The sequence below is a fragment of the Bacteroidota bacterium genome (assembly GCA_016720935.1).
Lineage (GTDB): Bacteria > Bacteroidota > Bacteroidia > AKYH767-A > 2013-40CM-41-45 > JADKJP01.
This window is the reverse complement of sequence record JADKJP010000005.1, coordinates 177,475-198,475: the sequence shown is the minus strand read 5'-3', so window position 1 is coordinate 198,475 and position 21,001 is coordinate 177,475. Positions and strand designations below refer to the sequence as shown.

The window sequence follows — 21,001 nt, the reverse complement described above, 5'->3', positions numbered from 1 at the left end:
GTATTCTGAATAAATATTCAGGAAACGGTTTCTTTGGAAAAAGCTGCGGCAATCTTGGAAGATAATTTCGCTTCCACCACATCCCTGGAAAGAACAATCATGTTTTTAATGGCTTTCGCTTTGCTGATTCCGTGAGCGATAATCACACTGCCATTGACACCCAAAACAGGTGTTCCACCGTAATCTTCGTAATCAAAACGATCAAAGTAAGCGTCTTTAATCCCACGTTTCTTGATCATGGAATAAAATGATTCCGCTTCTTTCAAAATAACATTTCCGGTGAAGCCGTCGCATACAATAACGTCCGCTTTGTTATTGAACAAATCTCTTCCTTCCACGTTTCCGACAAAACGGATTTCTTTCATTTCTTTAATCAGCTGATGCGTTTCTTTCACCAGGAGATTTCCTTTTTCTTCTTCTTCACCAATACTCATCAATCCGACAGAAGGGGAAGCGATGTGCAGAATGTTCTGAGCATAAATTGAACCCAGTAAAGCAAATTGTTGTAACACTTCCGGTTTGCAATCCGCATTTACACCGACATCCAAAATGAGACCCCAGCCACCATTTTCTTTTGGAAGGAGGGAAGCGATAGCCGGACGAAGAATTCCCGGAATAGCTTTCACAGTGAACATAGAACCCACCAACATGGCACCGGTATTTCCGGCGGAGGCGAAAGAATCAATCTTTCCTTCTTTCAGGAGATGAAAGCCAACAGTAATACTGGAATTTTGTTTTTGCTGAAAAGCTTTGGTCGGATGATCCGACATGGAAATGACTTCCGTAGTGTGTACAATTTCAAAAACATCGGCAGGAACCTGTTCCCGTTCCAAAATCGGTAACATCGCCGAACGATCGCCGATGAGTACAAGTTTTACTTCGGAAGGAAGTTCTTTCCAGGCCTGGATTGCTCCAAGAAGCGTTTGCTCCGGTGCAAAATCACCACCCATAATATCAACACCAAGTCTCATGCTGTTTTGCCAGGGAAATGTTAAGCTATTGAAAGATACATAATGAATAAAAAGCAGCTGACATACAGTTCAAAGAACTTGTCAACTGCTTTGTGTCAAATAAGTGGAAGAACGCTTAAGCGTTGGTCTCTTTTTCCATTACCACTTTGCCCTTGTAGTACAATTTTCCTTCGTACCAATGAGCGCGGTGAAACAAATGCGGCTGTCCTGTAGTCGGATCAGTAGCTACGGTCGGCACTTCGGCTTTCCAATGTGTTCTTCTCTTATCTCTGCGTGATTTCGAGTGTCGGTGTTTCGGATTTGGCATTTTATGTTGGTATTAAATGATTTTAGATTTTAGATTGGTGATTTTAGATTGTGATCTCTTCAATCGCATATGCATTGGTTGTAGGGCTAACTGGTCCTTCTTCTGCTACATTTCACCTTCGTCCCCCGTCCCCCGTCCCCCGTCCCTCGTCCCTATTTAATTCAGATTAATTCCCTTCAATCCTTCCCATCTCGGATCCACCGGTGGTTTCTCCTCCTGATCTTCGTGGAGAAGATGTTTCTCCAGTTCTTTCAATACTTCCGGATCACAGTCAGGATTTCCGTTTTCATCTTCGTGAACATTCCGGATCGGAATGATTACGCTGATGTATTCGTAAATGAACTGAGCGATATCCAGCTCATGTTCACGATTTGAAATGACGATCACATCTTCCGCTTCTTCGCCTGCTTCTTCTCCTAATTTTACAATCAGTTCATTGAAGCACTGAATGTCGAGATCAAGATCTTCCAGACAACGATCGCATTGTACTGTTACTGTTCCTTCAATTGTAAAGTCGAGTAAAAGTATGTTCTCTTTTTTTTCAAGAACAACCAATACATCCACCTGTCCTTTTTGAACAATAGAATTTTCAAATCCCTGAAAGAACGAATCCTTTACTTCAAATTGAAATTCATATTCGCCCTTACCCAGACTACCAAAATTGATCACAAATTCTCGTGAGCCGCTCATGAATCCATCCTCCGCAAATAAAGGGGGACAAAGGTAAAAAAAAATGCCTTCAGGTCAAGATTTAGGATGATTGAATCTTCATTGCCAGCAGAATACATGGGAAATTTGGGCATTTAACCGACTTGTTGGAATAATCAGAACCCTTAAAGCCTTGCCTTTTTTAATATATATTTGATAATCAATATTATAACTCACAATCTATGTTACCATTTTCTCATTATTTATGGGCAAATGGAGGAGGATTGCCCTTTTTTGCCCCAGTCTTGCTACCTTCGTGAACACAATCGTTAAAAGTGTTCAAAAAAGCCGGCAAATACCTTTTTTATCCATTTCAGTGGATCTGGCGTTCCCTCTTTTTTATCAATGCGGTAATCACTTTTTTCATTTTTTTCCCTGTTTTCTATGTTTTACTCCGGAGCCGGAAATGGTTTGGTTTAGTCTTCAGAATCAAGAAGATATGGGCTCACTGCATAATTTGGCCTGTTTTTATCTTCTATAAAATCGAAAGAAGATCGGAATTACTTAAGGATCAGGCGTATGTGTTCTGTCCGAACCATACTTCCTACCTCGATATCATGCTTATATATATAAGTATACCCTGTTATTTCCATACGATGGGAAAAGCGGAATTGAGACGGGTACCTTTATTTCGTCACTTCTTTGACCGAATGAATATCCCGGTCAACAGAAAAAGCAGGGTGGATTCACATCGGGCATTCCTCAGAGCCTGCAGTGATATGGATAAAAAAATCAGCATTACTCTTTTTCCGGAAGGTACCATTCATCACAATGGACCGGTGATGGGTCGTTTTAAAAATGGTCCTTTCCGTTTGGCCATTGAAAAACAAGTTCCCATTGTTCCGGTAACATTCATGGATAACTGGGTGCTTCTTCCCGATGATTATTTCAACCGTGTGGGCCATCCCGGGATCGCGCGCGTAATCATTCATGAACCAATAGAAACAAAAGGACTTACCGAAGCCGACATCGAAACTCTGAAAGCAAAAGTATACGAAGTAATTGATGCTCCGCTGAGGGAGAAATATCCCGGTTGGTTTAACAAACCTAAACTGAAATGATGCTTTTTATAGAGTAGAATATGTAGTGATTTATAAAAACAAAAAACCCCCTGATGTCATCAAGGGGTTTTTTGTTTAGAAGAAAATTGATCAGCAATATTCTTCAAATGCGGCTTTCAGATTTTCCGCGATCATTTCAGCGGAACGTCCTTCGATATGATGACGCTCGAGGAAATGAACCAGTTTGCCATCTTTGAAAAGAGCAATTGCGGGTGATGATGGAGGATAAGGCAGGGTGTATTTTCTTGCCTGTGCAGTCGCTTCCATATCTTGTCCGGCGAAAACTGTTGCAAGTTTTTCCGGGTGTTTAGGACTGGTAAGTGACAATTTTACACCAGGTCTTGCTGTACCTGCTGCACAACCACAAACGCTATTTAACACCAATAACAAGGTTCCCTTGCTGTTTGGGATGACTTCATCAACTTTTTCGGGTGTTTTTAATTCTTCAAAACCGACAGTAGTCAGTTCTTGTCTCATTGGAGCGCAGATATATTCGGGATAGGGCATTGTTAATGATTTATAAGGTTAATTCATTGCAAAATTACGATGAAAAACGCTGAAATGGACAGTTTTTTTTAAAGGCCTTTTTTTCAATTTTTTCACAGTTTTTCACAGAAATCCAGTCCGGAAAAAGCCGCATTTCTTACAGTTGACAGATTCGGCCCGCTTTGTAGCAACGCTCCGTCCGCTTCGGGGCTACTTTGCTAATGTTGAGAAAATGAACCATCATGTTGAAAGTCATCCCCCGTATTTTTATCCTGACCACACTTGTCCAGCTGGCATCTTTCGGATTAAAAGCCCAGAATGTTCTGGATAACAAAGTTTACAGAGTTACTGCAATTCAACGCGGAAACAACTCCATCACGAGTATGTCGAATTACGCGGAAGTAATTCCTCCGCTTAGCATTTATATCCCCAATGCCTTTACTCCCAATGGAGATGGTTTAAACGATGCATTCGGAGTGAAAGGAGAAGGAATCAGGAATTATCATTTGTATGTCTACAATCGTTGGGGAGAAGTAGTCTTTGAATCAACCAATCCAAAACTACAATGGGATGGCAACTATGCCGGAAATCCTGTTGAACAAGGAGTATATGTGTATCAGGTTTTCGCTGCCGGACTTGGAAAGAATTCCAGAACAGGCTCTGTTACATTAGTAAGATAATTTTCCACGGGCCCCCACTCGCTCACAATACAAGCAGAACATATGTTCTGCTTTTTTTTATTGTTAAAACCCTTCTTTAATTCAAGCCTTACACAGGAACAATGTGAGTAAGTTTCTCTTTTCATTTTTTCAGGATGACGGTTTTTTATTCTTTATTTCTATTTTTACAGGCAAATACTATTTTTTATGAGCTCTGCAAACAGATATCCTGTAATCATGCTAATCGATGATAACGAACTGGATAATTTCATCAATAAAAAGCTCCTGGAGAACGAACATTTCGCGTCAACAATTCTGATCCATCAATCCGCTATTAATGCTCTTGAGGATTTGAAAAAGAAATCAGCGACTCCTGCTGAATTGCCACATGTAATATTTTTGGATATCATGATGCCGGGAATGGATGGTTTTGGTTTTCTTGAAGAATTTGGAAAGCTTCCGGATGCTGTAAAAAAGCAATCAAAAATTGTAATGCTTTCAACTTCCGAGAGTTTTAAAGACCTTAACAGAGCAAATCAAAGCCGTTACGTTTACAAATTTCTCAATAAGCCATTAAATAAAGCGGTACTTGAGGCCATCAATGTTTGAAGGGATAAATTTTCGGAGTATATTTGACTCTCTTTCCCGGTCAGATGGCAGACAAAAAATTTTCATTTGAAAATGTTCTTCTTGTTGACGACAGTGAAATTGACGTCCTTGTCAATCGCCGTCTCATGGAACTTACTGCCTTTGCGTCACGGGTTACAGTGACCAGTTCGGGTGAAGAAGGATTGCATTATTTAAGAGAAGAATGCAGCAACACCGAACAGACCCCCGAGTGGATTTTTCTTGACATGCATCTTCCGATGATGAGCGGATATGATTTTATCGAAGAGTTTAAATCACTTCCTGATCATATTCGTTCCAAATCCAAAATAATTATTCTTTCTGTTTTCAATAAACCGGAACAGCTGAAAAAAGTTTTTGAAAATTCTTTTGTTGTCGGTCAGCTTGACAAACCATTAACGCAACAAGCGCTTCATGAAATTGCCGCGAATGGAATCAATAAATTCAGCGTTTCTTCCTGAAAAATTCTTTCACCAGTTCCGCACATTCGTTTTCCATAATTCCGCCAATCAGTTTTGTTTTTGGATGCAGTATTTCTTTGGAGGTTTTTAAAAATCCCCGTTTCGGATCAGAAGCACCGTATACAATTGTTCCAATCTGAGTCCAGAAACTTGCTCCTGCGCACATCACACAAGGTTCTAGTGTGACATATAAAGTACATTCAGAAAGATATTTTCCTCCAAGAAAGTTTGAAGCAGCTGTGAATGCCTGCATCTCCGCATGCGCGGTGGAATCATTCAACTGTTCGCTGAGATTGTGACCACGGCCAATGATTCGGTTTTGACAAACCACCACAGCCCCCACCGGGACTTCGTCGATTTTTAATGCAAGAAGAGCTTCCTTGTAAGCTTCTTTCATAAACTGTTGATGCAATGGATCCATGAGGCTGAAAATACAAATTAATTATAGGTGTACCCCAACATAATTGACTACATTGACCGGTAGTCGGAATGTCAGGGAGATCCCAGTCGCGTGATGATTGCGTTTTTGCAGAATTGATTATTCATTATTTTCAGGATTTCATATGGATCAATAAACAAAAAGTCCATGATAATTATCAGGAAAAATATTTATATTGCTTTAATTTTCAATGAATAAAACTATGCAATTATTGTGCATGACAAAATCATAGAATACCTTTGTTTACTCGTTTTCTTTCGACTTTATTATCAAACCACCTAAAAAACATAATCAATGAAAACACTACACATGAAAAAAATCGCATTAACTGTTGCCATGGGATTGGCGACAACTATTTATGTATCCGCTCAGGGATTTAATGTCGGCGTAAATGTTGGCTATGGACTCGGAGCAGGTAATTCTGTTATTGGAGTAAATCAAACTGCATCCACCAGCGAAAATGTAAAAGGTTCTTATGGACAAGGTTTAAATTTCGGATTGAATCTGAATTACATGTTCAGTGAAAATGTTGGCGCTGATCTTGGATTTGGATTTTTGATGGGAAAAGAATTTACCATTACCGATAATTCTACCACAGGTTCTACAGGGGATATGAAAATCAAAGGTAGCATGATGCGTATAATGCCCGGAATTAAAGTTTCCGCAGGCGATGATAAATCAATGAGCCCTTATGGAAGATTTGGTCTTGTTGTTGGTGTTGGCGGAAAAATTAAAGAAAAAGACACCTACACTGGAGCAGGATTTTCCGGTACATACGAATATGAATATTCCGGCGGAAGCTCCTTCGGATGGTATGGCGCTTTCGGTATTGGTTTTGAACTGAGTGATAAAATTAAACTGAACACTGAGTTGATCTCCATCAACCAAACTTACGGTCCTGATAAAGCTGAGAATACAGCGCGCAGTGACGGACAAACTCTTGATCCTGCGATCACTCTTGATGACAGCGATGTTGCATCTAATCCAAATACCGGATTGAAACATTATGTTCCATTCGGAAGCATCGGCCTCAATGTTGGAATTCAAATCGGATTCTGATTTCAATAACTGAAAAACAGAACGGGAGGCCTCCCAAGGGCCTCCCGTTTTTTTATACCTCCCGCGAAATATTTCTACCTTCGCTCTATAAATCATTATTTTATATGTTACGTACCCATACCTGCGGCGAATTAACGCTTGCAAACACCGGAAAATCAGTAATTCTCTGTGGCTGGCTGCAGCGTTCCCGTGATCTGGGAGGAATGACATTCATCGACCTGCGCGATCGCTATGGTATTACTCAGTTGGTTTTCAATATGGAAACCAATGCCGCTTTGTGTGAGTCCGCCCGGAAAATGGGACGGGAATTTGTGATTCGTGTAAAAGGAACGGTAACAGAACGCAGTAACAAGAACGCGAAAATGTCGACAGGTGACATTGAAATACTTGTCGACTCCTTCGAAATTTTAAACGAAGCCAAAACTCCTCCTTTCACCATTGAAGAAAACACAGATGGTGGTGAAGACCTGAGAATGAAATACCGTTACCTCGACATCCGTCGTTCACCTGTGAAGGAAGCGCTCCTGCTTCGTGCAAGAGTCGCGGCAGAAACAAGAAATTATCTGAACAAAGAAAGTTTTGTAGAAATCGAAACTCCGGTCCTGATCAAATCCACTCCTGAAGGCGCACGTGATTTTGTTGTCCCTTCACGGATGAACCCAGGTGAGTTTTATGCCCTGCCACAATCACCGCAAACATTCAAACAGCTGCTGATGGTTGCGGGTATCGATAAATACTATCAGATAGTAAAGTGTTTCCGTGACGAAGATCTGCGAGCTGATCGTCAACCGGAATTCACTCAGATCGACTGTGAAATGAGTTTTATCGAACAGGAAGATATTCTCAATACTTTCGAAGGACTTGTACGTCATCTTTTCGATACTGTAAAAAACCACAACATCGGCGATCTTCCTCGAATCACTTATGCGGAAGCTATGCGGGATTATGGAAACGATAAACCGGATATCCGTTTTGGAATGAAGCTTATCGATTTCACAAAACTTACCAAAGGAAAAAACTTTAAAGTGTTCGATGATGCTGAAACCATACTCGCCATTTGCGCGAAAGGTTGCGCGGAATATACCCGTAAGCAAATCGACGAACTAACAGAATGGGTGAAACGCCCGCAGATCGGTGCGACAGGTTTAGTCTATGCCCGTTACAATAACGACGGAAGCATCAAGTCTTCTGTAGATAAATTTTATTCTCCCGAAGATTTAAAGCAATGGATGGAAACATGCCAGGCAGAAGCGGGTGATCTTGTTTTGATTCTTGCCGGCCAGGAACAGAAGACCAGGAAAGCAATGAGCGAGCTCCGCCTCGAAATGGGAAACCGTTTGGATCTCAGAAAAAAAGACGATTACCGTGCACTTTGGGTGTTGGACTTTCCTTTACTCGAATGGAGCGAGGAAACTTCCCGCTGGCACGCGATGCATCATCCCTTTACATCTCCAAAACCGGAAGACATTACTTTGCTGAGCAGTGACCCGGGAAATGTCAGGGCGAATGCCTACGACATGGTGATCAATGGTGTTGAAGTTGGCGGAGGCTCGATTCGGATATTCAATAAAGAATTGCAACAGAAAATGTTCGCAATTCTGGGCTTCACTCCGGAAGATGCGCAGGCGCAGTTTGGCTTTTTAATGAATGCATTCGAATTTGGCGCTCCTCCTCATGGCGGAATCGCCTTCGGTTTCGACAGGTTGTGTTCTCTGTTTGGTGGCGCTGATTCCATCCGTGATTATATCGCGTTCCCAAAAAACAATGCCGGAAGGGATGTCATGATTGATTCTCCGGCCGCGATTTCACAGGAGCAGCTGAAGGAACTTCAGATCAGTGTGCAGAAATCCTGAAATCTTTAAGGTATTCTCCGGATTCCGGAACGGCTTTAAAATGCGGTTCCGGAATTTTTTTTCCTATCCTCCTTCGGAGATGAACTGCCCGTTCCATTAAGTCAATTCGGAAGATCGAAAAAAATATTTTTAGAATTCCAAAATAGCCAAAAACCAGGCACGTTATTCTGCGAATTTCTTGTTTACATTTTCTATTCTATCCTTACATTTAATCCCACATCCTCATTTCTTCAAACCTATGAAACGCACTCGTTTCCTGCTCAGCCTGCTCGGCCTGTTTTTGTTTTCTTGTTTTTCACGGAATGAAATCCGTATTGCAAACCGCAACTTTGGCGATGAAATAGAACAACAGCAAAACCTGATTTTTACTTTTGATAAAGATCTCGTACCTGATTCATTGCTCAACAACTGGGACACGATTCCCTATGTAAACTTTTCACCTGCAGTGAAAGGAAAATTCAAATGGAACACCGTTCGTGAACTTGTGTTTTCTCCTGCTGTGGGTTTTCGTCCTTCGACAGATTATTCCGCGGAATTATCGGATCACCTTTTGCGTTACACGCGCATGAAATACCGTCTGGAAAACGGTAAGCCTCTTTCTTTTCATACACCTTACCTGAAATTGCAGGAAGTGAAAGGGTATTGGGCGCTCTCTGAAAAGATTCCCGGCCAGGCAGCTTTGAAACTTACTCTTGACTTCAATTATCCTGTGGACCCGGCTAGTACAGCAAAACTCATGAGCTTGCTTGTCGACAATAAACCTGTCGCTTATGAAATTATAACCAGTGCCGTTTCATCTACATTGACAGCCAGAGTGGATGGCTTCAACCGCGATTCTCTTGGAGTTGTGCAGCTCCGTGTTGAAATTGAAAAAGGACTAAAATGCGTTGAAAGCGAGTTTCTCACAAAAGAGAAAACCCAAATTGCGACACTCATTCCTTCACCTGAGAAACTGGAAATCACCCAGGCTTTAAGTGAATACGAAGGAACACAGGGAATGATCCATGTTTATACTACACAATCAGTTGATCCGGAAAATATTGATCAGTTCATCAAACTGAATCCGAAAGTTCCATTTGTTGTCGAAGTTTCAGAGAATGGTTTTTACCTGAAAGGAGTCTTCACCGGAGGAACTTCCTATCAGCTCGATATCTCCAATCAATTAAAAGGTTCTCTTGGTGGAACCATGGAAAAAAATTATTCTGTCCAGGTTCCATTTGGCGAAATGGAACCGACAATCGCGTTTGTAAATACAAAGGGAATTTATCTTTCCACAAAAAGTTCACGGAATGTCGCATTGCAAATTTCAAGTATTCCTAAAGTGGAGGTGAAGGTTTGGAAAGTGTATGAAAACAATATCCTCCACTATTTACGTCAGGGCCGGAATACGGATTACTGGTATGATGATGAGGGCGAATACAATTCCAATGGAGACTACACGTATAACACCTATGATCTTGACTATTTCGGAAATGAAATCTACCAGCGAACTTATGAATCCAAGGATCTGGCAAGACAAAATGGTGTACAGCTGCTCAATCTGAATTTTGACAATCTGGGAGCATTTAAGGGAATTTATCTTGTTCGTGTTGCTTCATCGGAAAAACAATGGCAGAATGCGACCAAGCTGGTGTCCATTTCAGATATCGGAATGATTGTAAAGCAAAGCGATGATGATATGCTAGTTTTCGCCAACTCAATCAAGACGACTGAACCTTTGTCAGGGGCGACAATTGCCCTGATCAGCTCCAACAACCAAACCCTGATGACGGCCACGACCAATTCGGATGGTGTCGCGGCATTTAGTAAAATCAAATCCAAAGGTGCGGATTTCAGAGTGAGCATGGTTACCGCCAAATTTGATAATGATTTCAATTACATCACTTTCTCGGATTCGCGTGTAAACAACTCGCGCTATGATGTTGGCGGACGTCGTGCTGACGAAACAGGCATGATGGCTTTCCTGTATGGAGACCGTGATATTTATCGTCCGGGCGAAACAATACATCTGAATACAATTGTACGTACAGAGCAATGGGAAAATGTGAGCAAAGTTCCTGTACGTGTTACAGTACTCATGCCAAATGGAAGGGAACTCAAAAGTATCCGTGGAACATTGAACCAGCAGGGAGCCCTGGAATCCTCTTTTGAATTGCCCGCAGCAGCAATTACCGGGAATTATGTCGTGGAAGTATTTACATCCAATGATGTATTGCTTACTTCCGAATACATCAGTGTAGAAGAATTTCTACCCGACAGGATTGATGTGAAGGTGAATATGAGCAAGGAAGATTTGAAACCCGGCGATAGTCTGAAAGTGAATCTCGCGGCAGTGAACCTGTTTGGCCCGCCCGCCGCCGGAAGAAAATACGAAATGCAATTCACGGTACAGCGTAAACAATTTGTAGCGAAGGATTTTCCCGGGTACGCTTTTGATATTCATACCGAAAATAAAGTTCCACTTTCCGCCAATGACGTTCGCGAAGGAAAAACCGATGAAAAAGGACTGGCTTCGGAATATTTTAAAGCAAACGAAGAATGGACCGATGAAGGCTTGTTGAATACAAAGGTTTTCACAACAGTCTTTGATGAAACAGGAAGACCGGTGAATCGGGTTAAAAATTTCAATATCTACACGCAGGATGTTTTTTATGGAATGAAGCTCAGTGATTATTATACAACACGTGGAGAATCCATGCGTGTTCCGATGATCGCCACAGATAAAAACGGAAAGGGAATAGCCGCTCCGGTGGAAATTCAGGTGGTAAAATACGACTGGTACAGCGTAATCGAAAAAGATGAATACGGCGGTCGCTATCGGTACATTTCAAAAAAGCGCGAAATACTCCAGACCCAACGTACTGTCAATTTCGCGGCGGGTGGTTATGATTTTGTTTACACGCCAAATGAATCCGGCGAATATGAAATACGCCTTTCCCGTCCGGGCTCCGGACGTTATGTCGCAGTGAACTTTTATTCTTTTGGATGGGGATATACTACTAATACTTCCTTCCAGGTGAACACGGAAGGTCAGGTGGATATCCAGGCGGATAAAAGCAAATACACCATCGGTGACAAGGCGCATATTCTTTTCAAAGCACCATTCAATGGTAAATTACTGGTGACAATTGAATGTGATAAAGTGATTGAATACCGATACCTGACGACTGATAAGAAAGCAGCTGTTCTGGACATTCCTGTGAAAGAGAGTTATATGCCAAATGTGTATATCACCGCTACTTTATTCCGGAGTCTGGATGATGGATCCATTCCACTAACAGTTGGTCATGGATTTTTACCATTGCTTGTTGAAAAAGAAGGAAGCAGACTGCCCGTGACGATCGTAGCGGAGGAGAAATCAAGAAGCAAAACAAAGCAAACCATCAAAGTCAAAACACTGCCGAAACAAGATGTCGAAGTCACACTGGCGGTGGTGGATGAAGGAATTCTTGCACTCAAAAATTATAAAACCCCTGATCCGCATGGATTCTTTTATCAGAAAAAAGCTTTGCTTGTCAATGCCTATGATGTTTATCCCAACCTTTTACCGGATTTGAAATTGAACCGTTCAAGTAGTGGAGGAGACGGGTCCGGAGATTTTGACATGTCGAAACGTGTCAATCCGTTAAACAACAAACGAGTGAAACTGGTGGCTTTGTGGAGTGGGATTTTGCATACAAATGCTGCAGGTGAAGCTCAGTATACTATTGATATTCCTCAGTTCAGCGGTGATCTCCGGATTATGGCTTGTGTATATAAAGACAAATCATTCGGAAGCGCGGATAAACACATGAAAGTCGCTGATCCGATTGTTATCAGTCCGTCAATGCCACGCTTCCTTTCTCCAAAAGATACTTTACGTATGCCTGTGACCATCACCAATACAACGGGAAAACAAGCCGAAGCGATTGCAAAAATCCAGTTGAACGGTCCTTTGAAAATTGTTGGAGAGAGTCAGCAGAAAGTGACCATTAACGCGAATGCCGAACAACGAGTCATTTTCCGTATTGTCGCAGATGCTGCGATTGGTGAAGCAGGAATAAAAGTGGATGTTACCGCGTTCAATGAATCGTTCAGCGACAAAACCGACATCACGGTCAGGCCGGTTACATCATTAATTAAAATCAGTGACTCCGGAGAGCTTACCGGAACCCAAACCATCGATTTGAAAAATAATTTTATTCCGGCAACTGCTTCCGCGAAGCTTGTAATCAGCCAGAATCCTTTGGTGCAATTTACAAGACCACTTTCTTACCTTATCAGTTATCCATATGGTTGTATTGAACAGACAACCTCCACAGCTTTTCCGCAGATTTATTATGCTGATCTGGTGAAAAACATGAAATATGGAAGTATGCGCGATCAGAATCCGTCATCAAATGTTCAGAAAGCGATCCATAAACTGCAAGGTATGCAATTGTATAATGGTTCATTGAGTTATTGGCCGGGAGGTAATGATGAAACCTGGTGGGGAACAAATTATGCGATTCACTTCTTGTGTGAATCACGTAAAGCAGGTTATGAAGTAAACGACCTCACCATACAGCGTGCACTTGCTTACATGGCAAATAAAGTGAAAGAACGTTCAATGTATGACGACTATGGTTATTATGACGAAAGAGGGGGATACAAGGTCCGTAAGATCTTCGCGAAGGAGAATATCTACTCCCTTTATCTCATGGCTTTGTATGGCAAGGCAGACATCTCTTCGATGAATTATTTCAAATCGAATGCACAGGATTTATGCCTGGATAGCCGTTACATGTTAGCTTGTACTTATCTCGCTTTGGGTGACCGTAAAAGTTTTGCAGCTTTGATACCTGCTGCTTTCCAGGGTGAACAATCGAAACGATCATTTGGTGGAAGCTTCTATTCCTATTTGCGTGATGAAGCGATGGTGCTGAACGTGTTGCTTGATACCGATCCGGAAAACTCTCAGATACCGATTCTGGTGCGTCACCTGTCGCAACAGCTGAATAAAGATGAATGGATCAATACCCAGGAAGCTGCTTACTCATTCCTTGCTCTCGGGAAATTTACCCGTAAAATTTCGATGATCAAAGCCAATGCGGATGTCACCATGAATGGTCAGTCAATCGGAAAATTCACCGGTACCGAGTTGGTCCTGAAAAAAGGAATTGCCGGAAAGAGTGTTACTGTTTCTGTCGAAGGCAATGGACATCTCTACTATTTCTGGGAACAGGAAGGTCTGAATGCTGCCGGTGAGGTGAAGGAAGAAGATAAATTCCTTTCTGTACGGAAAACATTCCTGACACGATTCGGTCAACCCATTGCTTCGTTGAAGAATATCAAACAAGGCGATCTGATTGTCGTCAAATTGAATCTGACCAATTTGGAACGTTCAAATGTGGAAAATGTGGTAGTTACCGACATGCTCCCTGCAGGATTTGAAATTGAGAATCCCCGTTTGAACGACAGTCGTGATATGAGTTGGATAAAGGATCAGTCCAGCCCGGATTATTTTGATGTGCGCGATGATCGTATTCACTTCTTTACTTCTGTGGACAAGAACGAGAGGAATTTTTACTACCTCGTCAGAGCCGTCACCCCGGGTAATTTCAGAATGGGACCCGTCAGCGCTGACGCGATGTACAATGGCGAATACCATTCTTACAGTGGTTCCGGTATTGTCGATATTCGTTGATGTTCATTAAGCTATCCCGATCCTGCAGACAGGTATCTTTTGTTCCTGTCTGCCGGAAGGGTACATCGTTTTGCAATTCTAAACCCATTACCATCCGTTTTTAATTTTCAAATCCATGTCGTTTCTCCGGAAATGCCGTCATTTTTTATTTTCCACCCGAATCGGGAGATTTATTTCATTTTTCATTTTTTTGCCTGCAATACTTTTTTTTCTGTTGAATTTTCTTTTTCCCCTGAATTCATCTATAGATTATGCCACAGTCGTCACTGCCAAAGACGGAACTGTCTTACAGGCTTTTTTATCCAAAGATGAGAAATGGAGGATGATGGCAGAGCCTGCAGAGATCAGTCCTCGTTTGAAAACAGCCATTCTCTACAAGGAGGATAAATACTTTTATTATCATCCCGGGGTGAATCCAATCGCGGTGATGCGGGCGGCAGTAAACAATGTTTTTGAGGGCCGACGTACTTCAGGAGCTTCTACGATTACCATGCAGGTCGCTCGTTTGCTCTATCCCGGTAAACGAACCTATCTCAATAAATGCGTTGAACTTTTTCGTGCTTTTCAACTGGAAATGAAATTCTCCAAAGAAGAAATTCTGAGGATGTATTTTAACCTGGTTCCATATGGCGGCAATATTGAAGGAGTAAAAGCAGCTGCTTTGTTGTATTACGGAAGACTCCCGGATAAATTGTCGCTTGGTCAGCTAACCACTCTCGCGATTATTCCTAACCGACCCGGTTCATTGCGTTTGGGCAGAAACTCGGATGCATTGCTTGCCATGCGGAACAAATGGCTGCTCAGGATGAAGGCGGATCATTTATTTCCGGAGAAAGATATCGATGACGCGCTTGCAGAGCCACTTGATGCGGCTCGATCCAATTCGCCGATGGCTGCTCCGCATCTGGCATTCCGCCTGAAAAATAAATTTCCGAATGTTCCCATCATTCATTCGACTCTGGATCCTGTAAAGCAACAAAAAGTATTCAGCCTCACTTCCAATTACAGCAGGCGGCTCCATAGTTTTGGAATTTACAACGCGGCAGTGTTGGTTGTAAACAATCGCACGCATATGGTAGAGGCTTATGTCGGCTCACCTGACTTCCGTGATTCAGATCATGGCGGGCAGGTGGATGGAGTGCTTGCGGTGCGTTCACCCGGCTCTACATTAAAACCGCTGGTGTATGCTTTGGCATTTGATGAGGGATTGCTTACACCAAAACGGATCATCACAGACGTGCCTGTAAATTTCGGAGGCTATTCTCCGGAAAATTTCAATTCCAAATTCAATGGAAATGTTACGGTCGAAAACGCGCTGATGAATTCATTGAATGTTCCTGCCGTCAAAACTTTACACATGATAGGTTTGCAGGCGATGATCGACAAATTGAAGCTGGCTAATTTTGAGCAAACGCGTAAAACAGAAAATACACTGGGTCTTTCTTTAGTTCTTGGGGGCTGTGGTGTGAAACTGGAAGAACTGACCGGACTTTTTTCCTCATTTGCGAATGAAGGCAGGTATTCGCCATTAAAATATGTTCGTGAGGACACTTCGCGACAGTCGGCATCTTTGATTTCCGCATCTGCAGCTTTCATGATCTCGGAAATTCTTTCTCAGGTAAACCGGCCGGAGCTCCCATCTTTCATTCAGGAAAATGCGGTGCATATTCCACGCATCGCATGGAAAACCGGCACATCCTACGGACGAAGAGATGCATGGAGTATCGGTTACAATAAAAACTATACAATAGGAGTATGGATCGGGAATTTCAGTGGGGAAGGAATTCCGGAACTCAGCGGAGCTGAAATGGCGACACCATTGCTCTTTGAACTTTTCAATACGCTTGATTACAATGCGCGTAATGATTGGTTTGTTCAACCGGAAGCTCTTGATTTCCGTCTGGTATGTACAGAATCCGGAAAAGTTCCTGCTCCGGACTGTGAGCATACCGTGATCGATTATTTTCTCCCGGGCATTTCATCGATAGTCACGTGTGATCATGAGAAGAATGTGGATGTGTCTCCGGATGAAAAGATATCCTATTGTACTTCCTGCAGACCTCCAACCGGATACAAAACCTTACGTTATCCCAATATCGAACCGGATTTGATGTCGTTTTATCTTTCTGAACACATTGCTTTCCGTAAAATTCCGGATCATAATCCGGAATGCAGCCGAATTTTTTCCGGGCATCCTCCGCGGATCACTTCTCTGGCGGATAATAAAGAGTATTTGGTAGAAAAGGGAAGCGGGAACGAATTGCAACTCGGTTGTACAGTCGCGAATGATGTCTCTACAGTTTTTTGGTACCTGAATGACCGGTTCTACAAAAGCGCGAAGGCGGATGAGAAAATCTTTTTTAGTCCTGAATCAGGAGCAATAAAGATATCCTGCAGCGATGACAAAGGCAGAAATTCGGATATTCATATTACTGTGCGTTATTACTAAACCGCAGCTCACCCTTATTTTCTGAAACCAAACGGAATGGTTCTTCCTTCACCAGGAGGAAACTGTCCAGGTCCACATAATCGGCAAGCGCGCAAAGATTCATCCCGGATGAAATTCCCAATGTTGTCTCAACCATACATCCAATCATGGTACGCATGCCTTTTTTCTTTGCCTCGGAAAGCAAAGCGATTCCATTTTTGTATCCTCCCGCTTTCATCAGTTTAATATTCACGCCGTCGAATTGTTCCCGCAACAATCCAAAATCAGCGGAATGTGTGATAGATTCGTCAGCGAAAAGAGGAAAGGGGCAATATTTTTTCAGATACCGTGCTTCTTCATCTTTTCCTGAAGGAATTGGTTGTTCAATGAATTCAATTGGAAATTTTTTAATTTTTTCAAGAAAATAGATGCACTCCTCCGGATCCGAATATGCTTCGTTGGCGTCAATCATTAATTTTTGATTACAAAAAGAGGCCAGGTATCTTGTCATTTCGTAACCGGATTCCGCATTGATCTTTAATTTTACAAATGGAAACCTGTCCAATGAATTTTCCAGATAAAAGTTTTTCATCAATGCCGGATCCATGATTGGAATGGTGTAAGATGTTTCGATCTTTCCGGGAGTGGGAATTCCAAGTAAGGTATGAATCGGAACTTTTTTCCGCCTGGATTCAAAATGAAACCATGCTGATTCGATGGCGAAGCGAAGCGCGTACGACAATGCACACTGATCAAAGAGCCTTGGGAGTATATCTTCTGTGATGCTTGTCTCTGCTGCAGTTTTAATAAAACTTTCAAATTGTTGGAGCAGAAGTTCCGGTGTTTCCTGATAACGAATATTCGGAGCAGCTTCTCCGGCTCCTGTGAATTCGCCATCGCTGATTCGCACGATCAGATTTGTTTTCTGATCAGTTGCATTCCTGGAAATCTTCCAGGTGTACTTTAAATCGAGAGTAAGCGGTTCTATCGTCCAGCGGATCATGAAACGAAGGTAAGATTTGATTTATTGATCGGGATTCAGGTATTACGAAATAGTACTTATGTTCAAACGAAACAAAGCCTGATTTGAATTTTCATATCGATATCCGGCTTTTTTTTCGGAATTAGTGTCGATTTGTTCTAAAAGAAGTTCAGATTACCGGAAAAAAACTTGAGTTGAGAGGATTTGATTGTCTGCGAATACAGAATTTGGATGAACCCTATATAAACAAAAGTCCCTCGTTCTTTAGAGCGAGGGACCGTTGCAGACCGCTACGAGAGCGGGAAGCGTTTAGCTTACTTCTTCTTTTTTGCTGCTTTCTTAGTAGCTTTCTTAGCTTTCTTAGCAGCTTTTTTTGCTTTTGCCATAGTTATTAGTTTTTGATTGTTATGACTACTCAAACATATGAAATAAAAAAAGGTTACACCAATTTGACGAATATTTTTTTAAACAATGAAATGTTGATTACGGAGTACACATTTTTTGCATGTATTGTACATCTTTTGCACTCAAAAATAATTTTCATGATCTTCTGAATGCCTTTATTCATGCGGTGTTCAGAGCATCATCAACTTTTTGATTTCACTTTTCGCATTTTAAAACGTGAAGAAAAGCAAAACACGTTTTCAAAGTTATAAACATTTTGAAAGTACCTCAACAGAACAAATTTTGATCAGATTCGTCCGGATTGTCAAAAAAAAAGCGCGGAAAAATCAGATTATGGAAAAAAATTCGTCCGAACTTGGATCGGATTTAAGATTTTGAACTCATCACATGAACATTGTTTGTTTGATCAACATATATGAATTCATTTTTCCCTCTCACTTCATCGTTCATTCGAAATCAATCCTTCATTTGATCTTGGTTCATTCAATAATGTGTCTTCAATTCCACCGAACTCTTTCAAATCGTTGATGCAATCATGAAATAATCCAAATTGTTTTCATTCTGAATTGAAATCGACGTTTTTTGAAGTTTTGTGCAAACTGAATGGAATGTTCTATACATATATATGTATAGGAATCATCATGCGGATCAATTCCGGATGAACAAATCATCCGATCCTACCTGAATGTCGAATCAATTCTGAATTGAATCGGATTAGTCGGCAGGAATGAAGAGAACCTACCTGTATTTTTGATATTTTTGGTTCCCATTGAGCGGAGCCCGATCGAAATCATGTTAAGCACATTCAAAGATAAAATCATTCACAAGGAACTCCGGAACCTGAGGTCGCTGAATGTATTCTCATCTGTGATTGTAACCTCACTGGGCTTCATTTTTGAATTCTCCTACCATGACGGGTATATTCTCATGACCGGACTTTCGGTTTCCATGATTCTTACCGCGAATTACTTTTTATCTTTTTACAGCAGTTTCTACCGGAAACATCTTCCCAACATTACTTATGCATCCCTTTTTCTTTTGCATTTCTGGGCTGTATATGTAGCGTACGTCAGAAATTTTGAAATCGACTTCCTGCTACCGGTATCCATATCGATTTTCATTTTTTCCCTGGTCTTTGACAAATTTTTCAAAAGCCTTTTCTTCATTTTTATCATTACTACATTCATGATGGCCATGATGCTGGTGTCAAACCAATGGCAGCCCGAATTCACCATCACACTTGTCGCTTTATATTCAGGAGCGTTCCTGTCGGACCAGATCCAAAAACGGAAAACAGAATACCAGGAGGAGATACAGACCCAGGAGAATCGTTATGTGTCCCTCATGGAAAACATGAACGATGGTCTCGTTTATGTTGATAATGAATACAAACTGGTATATGTTAACGATCGCTTTTGTGAAATCACCGGATATTCCAGAGAGGCTTTGCTCGGAACCAGTATCATGGAGCTGAGTCCGCAGGATAAACTCAATACCAAACCTTTTGAATTCTTCCGGAGTCTTACTGATGGCAAAGACGTGCGTTGTGAATGTATAATGCGGAAGTTAAACGGGGAAGTGATCTATGTGCAGATGTCAGGAACTCCATATCTCGATGAACATGGTGAAAAAATCGGGTCCATGGTCGTCTTTGCCGATATTCACGCGTTGAAGAGTGCACAGGAATTACTAAAGAAAAGGGAAGAAGGATACAGAACATTCATTGATCAGAGTGCTGTCGGAATCTGGAGAGCTGAATACCGTCAACCAATTCCGGTTACACTTCCTCACAATGAACAGGTCGAACTGCTCCTCGATTCAGGGATCATTGCTGAATGCAATGATTTTATGGCAAGAATGTATGGTTATTCGAGTTCAAATGATCTCGTTGGAAGAAAAATCAGGGATTTCTATTATATCGAAAACAATTATGATGAAGAGAAGACCAGGGAATTGCTCACTTCCTTTATCAAAAACAATTATAAAATCAGTAATGCCGAATCCAAAGAGCTCGACTTGTATGGGAATGTCCGTTTTATGTTGAACAACAATATCGGAATTGTTGAACAAGGACATTTGATGCGGACATGGGGAGTTCAAACCGATATCACAGATCGTAAGAAAACAGAAAAAGAGCTTCTGGAAACCAACCAGGAGCTGGACACATTCTTTTATAAAGCATCACATGACCTGAAAGGTCCGCTTGCAAGTGTAATGGGAATCGTAAATCTGGCCCGACTGGAAAACAAGGATGAAGTCATTGATAAATACTTCGACATGGTGGAAACCAGCATCCGCCGTCTTGACCGGACATTGCTTGATTTGATCGACCTTGCCCGGACACGAAAAGGCACAAGCAAAATCAGTGTGATCAATGTGAAAAGCCTGGTGGAAGAAATTTTACATTCGCTAAAACACCTGCCCACCTATGATCGCATCAACTTTGAGATCAAGATCGATCAGGGCGTTGAGATCACTACCGATAAAGTACTTCTGCTTTCCATTTTCCAAAACCTGATTCACAATGCCATTAATTATTGCAATCAGCAGAGCCCCTGGATTCGTGTTAAAGTGGAAGCGACCGGAAGAGGAATAGAACTGGAAGTAGCAGATAATGGAAAAGGAATTCCTGAACCTGTAAAAAACAGGGTGTTCGAAATGTTCTATCGCGGTCATCCAGATTCAAACGGTTCGGGACTTGGGTTGTTCATTGTAAAGAATGCCCTGGACAAAATGAAAGGTAAGATCAGATTCGTCAGTGAACAGGGTAAGGGGACCATCTTTTATGTTTCCATCCCGAACGCATTGGTAGAAGCAGGCTAAGCCCGGATATTTTTTTTTCGAAAGAATCATTGTATCCCGAACATTCAACTTAAAACCATTGATTATC

15 protein-coding genes are annotated in these 21,001 nt (G+C 41.7%); 9 read left to right on the top strand and 6 right to left on the bottom strand.

Features of this window, described 5'->3' with window-relative positions:
* Positions 1–17: 17 nt before the first annotated feature.
* The 3 genes from plsX to IPP86_07440 form a co-directional block, all read right to left on the bottom strand.
* Positions 18–971 (bottom strand): phosphate acyltransferase PlsX, encoded by a 954-nt coding sequence (gene plsX, locus IPP86_07450; GenBank protein MBL0138349.1) that lies wholly within the window; start codon positions 969–971, stop codon positions 18–20.
* A gap of 115 nt (positions 972–1,086) precedes the next feature.
* Positions 1,087–1,278 (bottom strand): 50S ribosomal protein L32, encoded by a 192-nt coding sequence (gene rpmF / locus IPP86_07445; protein MBL0138348.1) that lies wholly within the window; start codon positions 1,276–1,278, stop codon positions 1,087–1,089.
* Positions 1,279–1,434: 156 nt separating this feature from the next.
* Complete coding sequence (locus IPP86_07440; protein MBL0138347.1) at positions 1,435–1,968, bottom strand: DUF177 domain-containing protein; 534 nt, start codon at positions 1,966–1,968, stop codon at positions 1,435–1,437.
* 539 nt (positions 1,969–2,507) lie between these two features.
* On the opposite strand from IPP86_07440, the gene IPP86_07435 reads away from it, so the two are divergent.
* Complete coding sequence (locus IPP86_07435) at positions 2,508–3,047, top strand: 1-acyl-sn-glycerol-3-phosphate acyltransferase (GenBank protein ID MBL0138346.1); 540 nt, start codon at positions 2,508–2,510, stop codon at positions 3,045–3,047.
* Positions 3,048–3,137: 90 nt separating this feature from the next.
* Here the strand turns inward: IPP86_07435 and IPP86_07430 are convergent, their stop codons facing one another.
* Positions 3,138–3,554 carry a BrxA/BrxB family bacilliredoxin gene (locus IPP86_07430; protein MBL0138345.1) on the bottom strand — a complete coding sequence of 139 codons (417 nt, stop codon included), beginning with the start codon at positions 3,552–3,554 and terminating at the stop codon, positions 3,138–3,140.
* 221 nt (positions 3,555–3,775) lie between these two features.
* Between IPP86_07430 and IPP86_07425 the strand changes: the two genes are divergently transcribed.
* From IPP86_07425 to IPP86_07415, 3 genes are all read left to right on the top strand, one after another.
* Entirely contained in the window at positions 3,776–4,213 is a 438-nt protein-coding gene (locus IPP86_07425; protein ID MBL0138344.1) for a gliding motility-associated C-terminal domain-containing protein, read from the top strand.
* Positions 4,214–4,399: 186 nt separating this feature from the next.
* Positions 4,400–4,801 (top strand): response regulator, encoded by a 402-nt coding sequence (locus IPP86_07420; protein ID MBL0138343.1) that lies wholly within the window; start codon positions 4,400–4,402, stop codon positions 4,799–4,801.
* Positions 4,802–4,845: 44 nt separating this feature from the next.
* Positions 4,846–5,280 carry a response regulator gene (locus tag IPP86_07415; GenBank protein ID MBL0138342.1) on the top strand — a complete coding sequence of 145 codons (435 nt, stop codon included), beginning with the start codon at positions 4,846–4,848 and terminating at the stop codon, positions 5,278–5,280.
* Here the strand turns inward: IPP86_07415 and IPP86_07410 are convergent.
* Complete coding sequence (locus IPP86_07410) at positions 5,264–5,701, bottom strand: nucleoside deaminase (GenBank protein ID MBL0138341.1); 438 nt, start codon at positions 5,699–5,701, stop codon at positions 5,264–5,266. The two genes, IPP86_07415 and IPP86_07410, sit on opposite strands and share 17 nt — an antisense overlap.
* Positions 5,702–6,028: 327 nt before the next feature.
* On the opposite strand from IPP86_07410, the gene IPP86_07405 reads away from it, so the two are divergent.
* The 4 genes from IPP86_07405 (at position 6,029) to pbpC (ending at position 16,745) form a co-directional block, all read left to right on the top strand.
* The gene (locus IPP86_07405; protein ID MBL0138340.1) at positions 6,029–6,778 is read left to right on the top strand and encodes an outer membrane beta-barrel protein; all 750 of its coding nucleotides are present in this window, start codon (positions 6,029–6,031) and stop codon (positions 6,776–6,778) included.
* Positions 6,779–6,882: 104 nt separating this feature from the next.
* Complete coding sequence (gene aspS / locus IPP86_07400) at positions 6,883–8,631, top strand: aspartate--tRNA ligase (GenBank protein MBL0138339.1); 1,749 nt, start codon at positions 6,883–6,885, stop codon at positions 8,629–8,631.
* 238 nt (positions 8,632–8,869) lie between these two features.
* Positions 8,870–14,296 (top strand): alpha-2-macroglobulin family protein, encoded by a 5,427-nt coding sequence (locus IPP86_07395; protein ID MBL0138338.1) that lies wholly within the window; start codon positions 8,870–8,872, stop codon positions 14,294–14,296.
* A 115-nt stretch (positions 14,297–14,411) separates the two neighbouring features.
* Entirely contained in the window at positions 14,412–16,745 is a 2,334-nt protein-coding gene (pbpC, locus tag IPP86_07390) for a penicillin-binding protein 1C (GenBank protein MBL0138337.1), read from the top strand.
* On the opposite strand, the gene IPP86_07385 is transcribed toward pbpC, so the two are convergent.
* Positions 16,726–17,727, bottom strand: coding sequence for a dipeptide epimerase (locus IPP86_07385; protein MBL0138336.1), 1,002 nt, complete (start codon positions 17,725–17,727; stop codon positions 16,726–16,728). The two genes, pbpC and IPP86_07385, sit on opposite strands and share 20 nt — an antisense overlap.
* A gap of 1,176 nt (positions 17,728–18,903) precedes the next feature.
* On the opposite strand from IPP86_07385, the gene IPP86_07380 reads away from it, so the two are divergent.
* Positions 18,904–20,934, top strand: a complete 2,031-nt coding sequence (locus tag IPP86_07380; GenBank protein MBL0138335.1) for a PAS domain S-box protein — start codon at positions 18,904–18,906, stop codon at positions 20,932–20,934.
* The last annotated feature ends 67 nt before the right edge of the window (positions 20,935–21,001 follow it).